The 12,928-nt window shown below is 65.6% G+C and carries 10 protein-coding genes; 9 read left to right on the top strand and 1 reads right to left on the bottom strand.

Features of this window, described 5'->3' with window-relative positions:
- The first annotated feature begins 198 nt into the window (after positions 1-198).
- Genes JI664_RS00965 through JI664_RS00955 form a run of 3 tightly spaced genes read left to right on the top strand, consistent with a single transcriptional unit; the run spans position 199 to position 4,328 of the window.
- A complete protein-coding gene (locus JI664_RS00965; RefSeq protein ID WP_207011836.1) occupies positions 199-993 on the top strand; it encodes a class II glutamine amidotransferase in 795 nt (264 codons plus the stop codon).
- A complete protein-coding gene (locus tag JI664_RS00960) occupies positions 990-1,871 on the top strand; it encodes a fatty acid desaturase (RefSeq protein WP_207011835.1) in 882 nt (293 codons plus the stop codon). The genes JI664_RS00965 and JI664_RS00960 overlap by 4 nt, the downstream gene beginning before the upstream one ends.
- A gap of 57 nt (positions 1,872-1,928) precedes the next feature.
- The gene (locus JI664_RS00955; protein WP_207011834.1) at positions 1,929-4,328 is read left to right on the top strand and encodes an ATP-dependent helicase; all 2,400 of its coding nucleotides are present in this window, start codon (positions 1,929-1,931) and stop codon (positions 4,326-4,328) included.
- A 752-nt stretch (positions 4,329-5,080) separates the two neighbouring features.
- Here the strand turns inward: JI664_RS00955 and JI664_RS00950 are convergent.
- Complete coding sequence (locus JI664_RS00950; protein ID WP_414707701.1) at positions 5,081-5,416, bottom strand: DUF1127 domain-containing protein; 336 nt, start codon at positions 5,414-5,416, stop codon at positions 5,081-5,083.
- A gap of 266 nt (positions 5,417-5,682) precedes the next feature.
- Between JI664_RS00950 and JI664_RS00945 the strand changes: the two genes are divergently transcribed.
- The 6 genes from JI664_RS00945 (at position 5,683) to JI664_RS00920 (ending at position 12,927) form a co-directional block, all read left to right on the top strand.
- Positions 5,683-6,783: an Mrp/NBP35 family ATP-binding protein gene (locus JI664_RS00945; RefSeq protein ID WP_207011833.1), complete on the top strand. Its 1,101-nt coding sequence runs from the start codon at positions 5,683-5,685 to the stop codon at positions 6,781-6,783.
- Between the two features lie 972 nt (positions 6,784-7,755).
- Positions 7,756-8,286 carry a division/cell wall cluster transcriptional repressor MraZ gene (gene mraZ / locus JI664_RS00940; protein ID WP_207011832.1) on the top strand — a complete coding sequence of 177 codons (531 nt, stop codon included), beginning with the start codon at positions 7,756-7,758 and terminating at the stop codon, positions 8,284-8,286.
- A gap of 11 nt (positions 8,287-8,297) precedes the next feature.
- Positions 8,298-9,290 carry a 16S rRNA (cytosine(1402)-N(4))-methyltransferase RsmH gene (gene rsmH / locus JI664_RS00935; protein WP_207011831.1) on the top strand — a complete coding sequence of 331 codons (993 nt, stop codon included), beginning with the start codon at positions 8,298-8,300 and terminating at the stop codon, positions 9,288-9,290.
- Complete coding sequence (ftsL, locus tag JI664_RS23830; RefSeq protein ID WP_207011830.1) at positions 9,290-9,607, top strand: cell division protein FtsL; 318 nt, start codon at positions 9,290-9,292, stop codon at positions 9,605-9,607. Before rsmH ends, ftsL begins: the two co-directional genes overlap by 1 nt.
- Positions 9,604-11,382 (top strand): peptidoglycan D,D-transpeptidase FtsI family protein, encoded by a 1,779-nt coding sequence (locus tag JI664_RS00925; RefSeq protein WP_207011829.1) that lies wholly within the window; start codon positions 9,604-9,606, stop codon positions 11,380-11,382. Before ftsL ends, JI664_RS00925 begins: the two co-directional genes overlap by 4 nt.
- A 69-nt stretch (positions 11,383-11,451) precedes the next feature.
- Positions 11,452-12,927: a UDP-N-acetylmuramoyl-L-alanyl-D-glutamate--2,6-diaminopimelate ligase gene (locus tag JI664_RS00920; RefSeq protein WP_414707700.1), complete on the top strand. Its 1,476-nt coding sequence runs from the start codon at positions 11,452-11,454 to the stop codon at positions 12,925-12,927.
- The last annotated feature ends 1 nt before the right edge of the window (position 12,928 follow it).

Raw genomic sequence — 12,928 nt, 5'->3', positions numbered from 1 at the left:
ACACCCCCGAGGATATTTTAGGAATAAAGATGGACGATTAACGGCGCCTTAACGCCCATCTTTAATCCACAAATATCCCGGGGGGTGAGCGCGTCAGCGCGAGGGGGGGCAGCGCCCCCCTTCTGCATTTCTTCCAGCATTGTTTGCCTGTGGCGCGCGCCGTGATATGGCTGGCGCAGTCAAGACCGGAGCCGTCGCATGTGCCGCTGGGCCGCCTATACGGGCGCACCGATTTTTCTTGAAGACGTGGTCAGCCGCCCCGGCCATTCGCTCATTCACCAGAGCCAGTGCGCCACGCTGTGCACAAGCGCGATCAATGCCGACGGGTTCGGCGTCGCGTGGTACGGTGAACGGGACGAGCCCGGCTTGTTTCGCGACATCCATCCCGCCTGGTCCGATCCCAACCTGCGCTCGATCACCGCGCAGGTGCGTTCGCGGTTGTTTCTGGCGCATGTCCGGGCCTCGACCGGGACCGCGACCAGCCGCAACAATTGCCATCCCTTCGTCGTCGGTCGCTGGTCGTTCATGCATAACGGCCAGATCGGCGGCTATGACGCGTTCCGGCGCGACGCGGATATGATGATCCCCGCCGCGCTTTACACCCATCGCAAGGGCGCGACCGACAGCGAGGTGCTGTTCCTCGTGGCGCTGGCCGAGGGGCTGGAGGCGGATCCGCAGGGCGCACTGGCGCGGGCGGCGGGGCGGCTGATGGCCCTGAGTGCCGCGCAGGGCGCTCTGCCGCATCTGCGCATGACCTGCGCGTTCAGCGATGGCGAGACGCTGTATGCCGCGCGCTACGCCTCGGACGATCACGCGCCGAGCCTGTTTCACCGCTGGTCGGCCTCGCGTGGCGGGCGGGCCGTGGTCTCTGAGCCCTTGGAAACCGACGAGGGCGACTGGGAGGCGATCCCGCCTGGCTCGTTCTGCCGGTTCCACGGCGACAGCGTCGAGATCCGCCCCTTCGCGCCCGAGCCCGGCGCGCGCGCGGCGTGACCCATAGTGATTTTCTCAAGTCCCTGCCATCCGGGCGCCGGGCGGCTCTGACCGCGCGGTATCCGGGGCAGGGGCTGTGGCATCTGGCCGGGCACATGGGGGCGATTCTTGGGACCGGCGGGGCCATTGCCGCGGCGATACCCGGCTGGCCGCTGTTGTTGCCCGTGCAGGGGGTGCTGATCGTCTTCCTCTTCACCCTTCAGCATGAATGCACGCACCGGACGCCTTTTGCCAGCGACCGGCTCTGCGATTGGGTGGGCGCGACCATCGGGGCGCTGATCCTTAACCCGTTCACATGGTTTCGGTATTTCCACTTCGCCCATCACCGCCATACCAACCAGCCGGGCGATCCCGAGCTCGACAGTCGCAAGCCCGAGACCCGCGCCGAATGGCTCTGGCATGTCTCGGGCCTGCCGCTTTGGTGGGGGTCTGCGCGGCTGATCTGGCGGCTGGCAACCGGCCGCGAACATCCTGCTTATCTGCCCGAACGGGTGCGCGCCCGCGCCGGGCGCGAGGCTCGGGTTCTGCTGGCCGTCTATGCGCTGGCGGTGCTCAGCCTGATCTGGAGCGACGCGGTTCTGTGGCTCTGGCTGATCCCCGTTCTGCTGGGGCAGCCTTTCTTGCGGCTCTACCTGCTGGCCGAGCATGGCGATTGTCCGCGCGTGTCTGATATGTTTGCCAATACCCGCACCACTTTTACCACAGCCATGGTGCGTTTCCTTGCGTGGAACATGCCCTATCATGTCGAGCATCACGTGATGCCCAATGTCCCCTTCGACCGGTTGCCCGCCCTGCACCGGCTGATGCGCGATCACTTGCAGGTGACCGCGCCGGGCTATCTGGCGTTTTCGCGCGCCTATCTGGCGCGGCGCCGATGACGGGGGTTGAACCCCGGGGCCAAGACGGGCAAGACAGGAACAAGTGGGGAACGACGCATGAGTGAACGCAGCCTGTCAGAGATGGCCATGGGGGGCGTCGCGGCCAATCGGTCGGCGGCCTATCTCGACGGTCTGAACGCGCCGCAGCGCGAGGCGGTCGAGACGCTCGACGGTCCGGTTCTGATGCTGGCGGGCGCGGGCACCGGCAAGACCAAGGCGCTGACCGCGCGCATCGCGCAGCTGATCGCCACGGGCACCGCGCGCCCCAATGAAATCCTTGCGGTTACCTTTACCAACAAGGCCGCGCGCGAGATGAAATACCGTATCGGCGCGCTTCTGGGCGATGCGGTCGAAGGAATGCCGTGGCTGGGCACTTTCCATGCCATCGGCGTGCGGTTCTTGCGCCGTCACGCCGAGCTTGTTGGGCTGAAGCCCAATTTCACGATCCTCGATACCGATGATCAGCTTCGGCTGATGAAGCAGCTCATCCAGGCGTGGAACATGGATGAAAAGCGCTGGCCCGCTCGGCAGTTGGCGTCGCTCATCGACAATTGGAAGAACCGCGCGTGGCGGCCCGAACAGGTGCCCGGCTCGGAAGCGGGCGCGTTCAACAACCGCGGCACCGAGCTCTACGCCGCCTATCAGGACCGCCTGCGCACGCTCAATGCCTGCGATTTCGGCGACCTGCTGCTGCATGTCGTGACGATCCTGCAGACCCATCCCGATGTGCTGGCGCAGTATCAGCGCTGGCTCAAATACATCATGGTGGACGAGTATCAGGACACCAACGTCGCGCAATATCTGCTGCTGCGGCTCTTGGCGCAAAGCCACAAGAACATCTGCTGCGTGGGTGATGACGACCAGTCGATCTATGGCTGGCGCGGTGCCGAAGTCGGCAACATCCTGCGGTTCGAGCGCGATTTTCCGGGCGCCAAGGTTATCCGGCTTGAGCAAAATTATCGCTCGACGCCGCATATTCTGGCTGCGGCCTCAGGCGTGATTCAGGGCAACGAGAACCGTCTCGGCAAGACGCTGTGGACCGAAGAGACCGAGGGCGAGAAGCTCAGGCTCATCGGCCATTGGGACGGCGAGGACGAGGCGCGCTGGGTCGGTGAAGAGATCGAGGCGCTGGAGCGGGGCACGCGGGGCATGGACCCGGTCAGCCCCAACGGGATGGCGATCCTTGTGCGCGCCAGCCACCAGATGCGCGCCTTCGAAGACCGCTTCCTGACCATCGGACTGCCTTACCGCGTCGTCGGCGGGCCGCGCTTCTACGAGCGGCTCGAGATCCGCGACGCGATGGCCTATTTCCGGCTTGCCGTCAGCCCGACCGACGATCTGGCCTTCGAGCGCGTGGTGAACACCCCCAAGCGCGGCATCGGCGACAAGGCGCGCCAGACGATCCAGCGCGTCTCGCGCGAGGCCGAGGTGCCGCTTCTGATGGGCGCGGCCTTGGTTCTGCGCGACGGGCTGCTGGGGGGCAAGGCAGCGGGCAATCTGCGCGCGTTCATCGAGAATATGGCGCGCTGGCACGATATGGTGCGCAGCCCTGTCGTGCCCGGTCAGGACGACGCGCTGGTGATCGACGACGATGCGCCGTCAGGCGGCGTCAGCCATGTGCGGCTGGCCGAGATGATGCTCGACGAATCGGGCTATACCGCGATGTGGCAGAACGAAAAGACGCCCGAGGCGGAAGGGCGGCTTGAGAACCTCAAGGAACTGATCAAGGCGCTCGAGGAATTCGAGAGCCTGCAAGGGTTCCTGGAGCATGTCGCGCTGATCATGGACAATGAGAGCGAGGAAACGCAGGAGAAGGTCACGATCATGACCCTTCATGCGGCCAAGGGGCTGGAATTCCCCGTGGTTTTCCTGCCCGGCTGGGAAGACGGGCTGTTCCCCTCGCAGCGCTCGATGGATGAGAACGGCCTCAAGGGGCTCGAGGAAGAGCGCAGGCTGGCCTATGTCGGCATCACCCGTGCCGAGCGGCTGTGCCTGATCTCGTTCGCGGCCAACCGGCGGGTGTTCGGCCAGTGGCAAAGCCAGTTGCCCAGCCGATTCATCGACGAATTGCCGCGCGATCATGTCGAAGTGCTGGTGCCGCCGGGCCTGCATGGCGGGGCATTCGGCGCGGCCGGTCGGCATTCGGGCACCGCGACGCCCGATCCCGACTCGCTGGAAGGCCGCGCGACCCGGGCGGATGTGTACAATGCGCCCGGCTGGAAGCGCCTGCAGTCGCGCGCCAAATCCGCCCCCGCCGCGCCCAAGGCCGTGCGGGGCTCGACCGCCGAGGTGCATTTCGCGCCGGGTGAGCGGGTCTTTCACCAGAAATTCGGCACGGGCACGGTCATGGCGGTGGATGGCGACAAGCTGGCCGTCGCGTTCGACCGCGCCGGCGAGAAGCACATAGTCGCGCGTTTCGTGCTACCTGCGGACGGAATGGACGACGTACCGTTCTGACCCTTTGGTCAGCTTCCGGCTCTTTTTCTTCGTGCTGAAAACTTAATAGCGCTCAGGGGTAAATGATTATTTCATTTGCCCCTTTTGCACGCGCAGCATTCGGCATCAATCGGGCGCCGTTGGGCGCCGGGGCCCGTCGCGGGGCTGCAATATCCTGATTCGAGAAAAGAAAAAGCGCGGTTGCCCAGGGAGGAGGAGGGGCAACCGCGCTCTGTTCCGGTGTTCGGGGGAGGATCCGTTCACCGTTTGAGGAGGGTGCGGCACTCCGAGGGAGGAGAGAGGAGCGCCGCGCCTCTGACGAACGCCAGGGAGGAGGAAGGCGTCCGTATCCGGGTGGGGCCAGACCTTCGGAAGGGCCCCGGAATGGTGGCGCGGTTGCTCAGGGAGGAGGAGGAGCAACCGCGCGGTTTACGATCGACCGAGGGAGGAGGTCCGGCCACCGTAGTCTTTGGGCGCGACGCTCCGAGGGAGGAGAGAGGAGCGTCGCGCCAGAACGAACGCCAGGGAGGAGGAAGGCGTCCGCGTCTTTGTGGGGCCAGACCTTTGGAAAGGCCCCGGAATTCGGGGCGCGGTTCCCAGGGAGGAGGAGGGGAACCGCGCCGGAGTGCTGTCGGCCCAGGGAGGAGGAGGGGCCTAAGCTACTGGTCGGAACCTCGCCGCAGGGAGGAGGAAGCGGCGGGTTCCTTGCACGATCGGCCCAGGGAGGAGGAGGGGCCGTCGTCCTGGTCACAGGCCCTCGCGGGCCCGGAAATTCAGGCGTCTTTGCCGTAGGCCGCTTCGTAGGCCAGGCGCGTGATCATCGACCGGCTGATGCCGAGGTCGGCGAGCTCGCGGGTGGAAAGCGCGTTCAGTTCGTTGTAGGTCCGCACATACACGCGCGAACGTGCCCATGCGGTGCGCAGCGCGCCGAAAGCGTCCGAGATCGGAGCCAGAAAGCCGGTGCTGCGGGTCGTATTTGCTGTAGCGTATGCCATGTCGGTCACTCTTTCGTCTTTGGCGTTCCGAGCTTCGAGCGTTCCTGCCGCTGAATTTCTTCCGCCGTTGAAGCAAAGATGGTCCAAATGCTGCATATGCACAATCCCTTTCATCGGCATTGCTGCTATGCGGCAAGAGCATGGCGACGTAGGGTAAAGGTGCCTCAGGCGTGTGTTTCTCCGTTTCTGCTCGCATCAGGGTCGAGTTTTGAGGGCGAACCGCTGCCCGCAGCTGCGACAATCTGTACCGGGGCGCCGGGAATCGGGGCGAATGTGTACATGAGGCTCCGAGTCGCGGCGAAAGCGCGCTTGCCCTTGCCTTGGCGCGATTCCTGCGCAGGTTACGCCCAACGAATCTTTCAGCTGAACAGGAGTTCCCGATGACGAGCCCGACACGCGACGAGGTGCTGGCAGTTCTCGCCCGCGTCACGCTTCCCCAGGGCGGGGATCTCGTGAGCCGCGATCTGGTGCGCGCGCTGGTGATCGATGCGGGCGCCGTCCGCTTCGTGATCGAAGCCGAGACGCCCGACGAAGCCAAGGCGCTCGAACCGGTGCAGGCCCAGGCCGAGGCCGCGCTCAAGGCCCTGCCGGGGGTCGAGCGCGTGGCCATCGCCATGACCGCCCACGGCCCCGCCGCCAAAGCCCCCGCCCGTCAGGCGCCGCAGGGCGACCCTCAGGGCGAGCCGCCTTCGCTGAAGATCGGTCGCCATCCCACCGCCGGCCCGTCGGAGGTGCCGGGCGTCAAGCGCATCATCGCCGTGGGGTCGGGCAAGGGCGGGGTCGGCAAATCCACGGTTTCCGCCAATCTCGCCATCGCCCTCGCGCGCGAGGGATGGAAGGTCGGGCTGGTGGATGCCGATATCTATGGCCCCAGCCAGCCGCGCATGATGGGCGTGACGAAAAAGCCCGCCTCGCCCGATGGCAAGACCATCATCCCGCCGGTCGCGCACGGGATCCGCGTCATCTCGATCGGGATGATGCTGCCCGAGGATCAGGCGCTGATCTGGCGCGGCCCGATGCTGATGGGCGCGCTTCAGCAACTCATGACGCAAGTGGCGTGGGGCGATCTGGATGTGCTGGTGATCGACATGCCGCCGGGCACCGGCGACGTGCAGATGACCCTGTGCCAGAAATTCCCTGTGACGGGCGCGATCGTCGTCTCGACCCCGCAGGACGTGGCGCTGCTTGATGCCCGCCGTGCTCTGAACGCGTTCGAGGTGCTGAAAACGCCGGTGCTGGGTCTGGTCGAGAATATGTCGACCTTTATCTGCCCCAATTGCGGCCATGAAGAGCATATCTTCGGTGAGGGCGGCGTCACGCGGGAGGCCGAGAAGATGGGCCTGCCGGTGCTGGCGCAGTTGCCGCTCTCGATCGAAGTGCGGCTTTCGGGCGATGGCGGTCTGCCGGTTGCGGCCACCGACAGCCCGGCGGCGGAAAGCTATCGCGCGATGGCGCGGCAATTGATTGCGCAGCTCGCCTGACAGAAGCGGTCCTGAAAGTGTTATCGCGCGCGGTCCATCCGATGGGCCGCGCGTTTTCCATGCGCGGAGAGGTGGGCGCTGGCACCTTATGGCACCGGCTGCGCCGCCAGCGGTCGCCGATTGGGACGGGATGGGAAATCCCGGCCCGCCCGCGCTGCGTTTGGCACATTGCCGGGGCGTTGGTGGGAATTTGCGGGAATTCGTCGCTCCGGCAGGGTCGGGCGATGGGAAATCCCGGCACCAGGGCCGCCGGAGACCGGATGGCTTGGGAAAATATGGCACCCTTGAAGGTGGCTGCTGGCGCCGAAAAAAATGACGTCCCCTCATCCAAACCGACTCGACTCCGTGCTCTTGATGCGACTCACAGGCGCGTGATCCGAGTCGCGATCGGATTCTCACGAAAACTGCGTAGATTCCCGCGTCAATGGCCCTCGGCGGATATTGGCCGAATCGCAGACAGGGGATTTGGGTGGTCGAGATTTCTGGTGTAAAATCGTCATCACGGGCGTGTTATCGGTTGCCTGTGTCCATGGGGCAACATTGTCGCCCGTCGCGATCCGATTCTCTCACTTTTCGCCACACAAAATGGCCCGCAGGATGTGGTGTGGCTGCGCGCTCTCAGGGCAATATATGGTTAACGATGGCGTCCAGAACCCGCTTCTGGTGGTGCGGTTGGGCACGTCGCCCCGAAAAAATGCCAGAAGTGCCAAGAAGTGCCATGGACTGCCGGGAAGTCTCATGCGTATAGTGGGTTCACGGAAGCACAGAACAACAAACGCTTCCTTAAGGCAGACTACAGGCAACCACCAACGACCAAGAATCTAGAGCGTAGCGAGCAGCGTCTTCGACCCCCCCCCCCAGTAAGACGGTTACGCATCTGGACGACCCCAGAAAATGGGACGAGGGCGCCGGCCCGGGTATGGCAGCACCCGGGCCGGCGTTACTTTTTTCTGGCCCCTCGCGGGCCGTGGCATGAGGCGCAAAACCGTGGCGCGTGGCTTTCGCGGAAGCGAAACACAAACGATCGACGCGAAAGGGCGGGTATCCATACCGCCCCGCTTTCGGCGTGTGATCGAAGCGGGCGACCCGGATTGGGAAACGGGCAAGCGTGCCAATATGGTGATCGTGTTCGGTCCTCCGACGCAGAATTACCTCAAATGCTACACCATCAAAGAGATCGAGAGAATCGAGGAACGCATCAAGCTGTTGCCCAACGGCTCGAAGCGGCGCCGCGCGCTGGAAAAAATCTATCACGCGCTGGCCGATGATATCGAAGTGATGGAGGACGGACGCATCCTGTTGCCCGTCAAGCTGCGCACCAAGCTGGACCTGACGAAACAGGCCCTGTTCGTTGCCGCTTCGGATCAGTTCATGATCTACAAGCCGGAAACCTACGAAGAGGAAGAGGGCGGGTTCGAAGACATCTTCGCCGACGAGGACGACGATTTCGATTACGAATCCTGGCTGCCCGAGCTTCCCGCCAAGACCGAAACCCCTGAATGACGGACGGGCCCATGTCGAGCGACCCACAGGACGCCCCGCACATCCCCGTTCTTCTCGGCCCCCTGCTTGCCGGTGTCGCTCCGGTGCGGGGTGTCTGGCTTGACGGCACGATGGGCGCGGGCGGCTATACGCGCGGGCTGGTCGCGGCGGGCGCCGACCGGGTAATCGGCATCGACCGCGACCCGCTGGCGCTGAGCATGGCGCAGGACTGGGCCGCGCCTTACGGCGAGCGTATCCGCGTCGTGCAGGGCACGTTCTCGGAACTCGACACGCTGGCGGGCGAGCCGCTCGACGGGGTGGCTCTGGATCTCGGCGTGTCATCGATGCAGCTCGACCTGCCCGAGCGCGGCTTTTCCTTTACCCGCGACGGCCCGCTCGACATGCGGATGAGCCAGGATGGCCCTTCGGCCGCAGATCTGGTGAATACCGAGGACGAAGCGGCGCTGGCCGATATCCTGTTTCACTATGGCGAAGAGCGTGCCTCGCGCCGGATCGCCCGCGCCATCGTCAAGGCGCGTACGGTGCAACCGATTGAAACCACGCTGCAACTGGCCGAGATCGTCAGCAGCCAGCTTCCCCGTCCCAAACCCGGCCAGAGCCATCCGGCGACCCGCAGTTTTCAGGCCCTGCGCATCGCCGTGAATGCCGAGTTCCACCAGCTTGTCGACGGGCTGGAAGCGGCAGAGCGCGCGCTCAACCCCGGCGGGATGCTGGCTGTCGTCAGTTTCCATTCGCTCGAAGACCGGATCGTCAAACGCTTCTTTCAGCAGCGCTCGGGCCGGGCGGGGCAGGGCAGCCGCCACGCCCCGATGACCGAGCAGGAAGCGCCGCGCTTCGAGACCGTCACGCGCAAGGCCATCGCCGCGGACGAGGCCGAATGCGCTGCCAATCCCCGTTCGCGCTCGGCGCTCTTGCGCATCGGGCGGCGCACCGACGCGCCTGCCGGTCCGGTCGAGCGCAGCGCGCTGGGGCTGCCCCGTCTTGTCTTGCAAGGAGATCGCTGATGCGTGCCGTCTTCTATATGCTTGCCGCCTTTGGCGTCATCGGACTGGCGATCTGGGCCTATGACCAGAACCAGAAGACCCAGACCGCGCTGCGCGACGTGCGCAGCCTGCGCGCGGAAATCCGGTCGCTGAACGAGGCGCTCGATGTCCAGCAGGCCGAATGGGCCTATCTCAACCGCCCGCAGCGCCTGCGCTCGCTGGCGGTGCTGAATTTCGAACGCTTGGGCCTTGGTCCGATGGAGGGCCGTCAGTTCGGCCAGATCGAAGACGTTCCCTATCCGCAGATCCTTGCCCCGACGCCGGAGGATACGCTGTGACCCGCACGCCGCTCAGACCGCTTGCCCGTGTTCTCGATGCCCGTTCGCAGGGCGTGAACCCGTCGGGCATCGAACGCGAAAACCTGCGCCTGCGCCGTGAACAGGCGCGCGATGCCGGGCGCCGCCGGGCGGAATGGCGCATCCTGTTCCTCGCCGTGGCCTTTTTTGCGGGCTATGCGGCGGTCGGCGCCAAGATGGGCATGCTGGCCGCCTCGCCGGTGGCTGAACCCGAAGCCTATACCGGCGAGACGATTTCGGGCGAGCGTGCCGATGTGCTCGATCGAAACGGGCGCCTGCTGGCGACCAACCTCGTCACCCATTCGCTGTATGCCGAGACCCGCTATCTGGTTGACGGGGTGCGCGCCGCGCATGAGTTGGGGCGCATTTTCCCCGAGCTCGATGTCGACCGGCTGGCCGCGCGCCTGACCGACCCCGACCGCCGCTTCGCATGGATTCGCGCGCGCGTGTCGCCCGAACAGGCGCAGGCTGCGCATGATATCGGCGATCCCGGTCTGCTGCTGGGCCCGCGCGACATGCGGCTTTACCCCAACGGTACGCTGGCGGCGCATGTGCTGGGCGGGACGAATTACGGCGAGCAGGGCGTGACCGCCGCCGAGATCGAAGGCATCGCCGGGATCGAACTGGCCGCCGATAACCGTTTGAGCGATCCGGATCTTGCCGATGTGTCGCTGTCGCTGTCGCTGGATCTGTCTATTCAGGCGGTGGTCGAAGAGGTGCTGGCGGGCGGCATTCAGGTCTACAACGCCAATGGCGGCTCGGCCATTCTGATGGACGCCTATACCGGCGAGATCGTCTCGATGGCCTCGGCGCCGACCTTTGACCCCAATGACCGGCCCGCGCCCGCTTTGTCGGGCGATCCCGCCGATTCGCCGCTGTTCAATCGTACGGTGCAGGGCCTTTACGAGCTGGGTTCGGTGATGAAGGTCTTCGCCGTGGCGCAGGCGCTGGAAGCGGGTCTTGTCACGCCCGACACGATGATCGACACGCGTGGCCCGCTGCGCTTCGGGCGGCACCGGATCAGCGACATGCACCGGATGCCCGCGCAGATGACCGTCACCGATGTGCTGGTCGAATCCTCGAATGTGGGGACCGCGCGCTTGGCGCAGATGATTGGTGCCGAGCGGCAGCGCGCCTTCCTGCAGAGCTTTGGCTTCCTTGACCCGATGCCGATCGAACTGCCCGAATCGCGCAATGTGAGCCCGCAATACGACCCCCGCTGGTCCGAGATCACTTCGATGACCGTCAGCTACGGCCACGGTCTGAGCATGACGCCGCTGCAACTGGCGGCGGGCTACGCGACGATCGTGAACGGCGGCACCCGCGTGCAGCCCACGCTTTTGCGCCGCACCAACCCAGCCGTGGGCGAGCGTGTGATCTCCGAGCAGACCTCGCGGCAGATGCGGGCGATGATGCGCCGGGTGGTGACGGATGGCACCGCCTCGATGTTCGGCGAGGCCGAGGGCTATGCCATCGGCGGCAAGACCGGCACCGCCGACAAGCCCGACCCGCAGGGCGGCTATTACGAAGACCGCGTCGTCGCCACCTTTGCCGGCGCTTTCCCGATGAACGATCCGCGCTACGTGTTCGTGGTGACGATGGACGAGCCATCGGTTTTCGCGGCGGGCCAGAACCGTCGCACGGCGGGCTGGACCGTGGTTCCGGTCGTCCGCGAAATGGTCGAGCGGATCGCGCCGATGCTGGGGCTGCGCCCACAGAGCGCAGCAGAGATTGATGCGATGCTTCGCCTGCGCTAGGCATCCCCAGAGACCGCGACGGCGATTGCGCCTCGGCAAACCGCGCGGTGAAGATTGCGCAAGGGGGCAATGATGACGAACCGCACTCTGGGCGAGCTGGGACTGACCCCGCGCCGGGGCGATCCCCATGCCCGCGTCGACGCGATCACGCTCGACAGCCGCGAGGTGAAACCGGGCACGCTGTTCGCGGCGCTTCCCGGCACCCGCGTTCATGGCGGCGAGTTCATCGACCCCGCCCTGCGCATGGGCGCGACCGCCATCCTGACCGACCGCGAAGGCGCGCGCATCGCCGCCGAGACGCTGGAACGCCACCCCGAGGCCGCGTTGATCGTGGCCGAGGATCCGCGTGGCACGCTGGCCATGGCGGCGGCGCTGTTTTTTGGCGCGCAGCCCGCGGTGATGGCCGCGGTGACGGGGACCAATGGCAAGACCTCGGTCGCCAGCTTCACGCGGCAGATCTGGACGGCGCTGGGATACGAGGCGATCAATATCGGCACCACGGGTGTCGAGGGCGCGTGGGGCCGTCCGCTGGCGCATACCACGCCCGATTCCGTGACCTTGCAACGGCTCTTGGCGCAGGCCGCCGAGGCGGGTGTCACCCATGCCGCGATGGAGGCCAGCTCGCACGGGCTGGACCAGCGGCGGCTCGAAGGGGTGCGGCTGGCGGCGGGGGCGTTCACCAATCTCTCGCAGGACCATCTCGACTACCACGCTTCGATGGACGACTATTTCACCGCCAAGGCCGGTCTTTTCGCCCGCCTCATGCCCGAAGACGCGGTGGCGGTGATCAATATCGACGACGAATGGGGCGCCAGATTGTCGGGCGTGGTCGCCCAGCCGGTGCTCAAGGTCGGGTCCGAGGCCGATTGCGACCTGCGCATCGTCGCGCAGCGCTTCCATCCGCACGGCCAGACTCTGCGCTTTGACTTCAAGGGCCATGTCCATCAGGTCGATCTGGATCTCGTCGGCGGCTTTCAGGCTTCGAACGCGCTGGTTGCGCTGGGTCTTGTGCTGGCCACGGGCGGCGATACCGATGAAGCGGTGCGTGCGCTGGAAAGCCTGCAGGGCGTCAGGGGCCGGATGCAGCTTGCAGCAACCCGCGAAAACGGTGCGCCGGTCTATGTCGATTACGCCCATACCCCGGCAGCGGTCGAGACCGCGCTCAAGGCGATGCGCCCGCATGTGATGGGGCGGTTGATCGTCGTTCTGGGCGCCGGGGGCGACCGCGACAAGCTCAAGCGTCCGCTGATGGGCAAGGCTGCGGCGGAAAACGCGGATGTTGTTTTTGTGACAGACGACAACCCCCGGAGCGAGGATCCGGCCGTGATCCGTGCAGAAATATTGAAAGGCGCGCCCGAGGCCAATGAGGTCGGCGACCGCGCCGAGGCGATCCTGCGCGCGATTGACGCGCTGCAGCCGGGCGACGCGCTGCTGATCGCGGGCAAGGGCCATGAAACCGGCCAGACGGTCGGCAGCGTGGTGTATCCGTTCGATGATATCGAACAGGCCAGCGTCGCCGTCGCGGCGCTTGACGGGACACTCTGAC

The organism is Rhodobacter sp. NTK016B (genome assembly GCF_017303295.1).
Taxonomy (GTDB): Bacteria; Pseudomonadota; Alphaproteobacteria; order Rhodobacterales; family Rhodobacteraceae; genus Pararhodobacter.
Note: the sequence above shows the minus strand (reverse complement) of the source record. Positions and strands in the feature narration are given on the sequence as shown.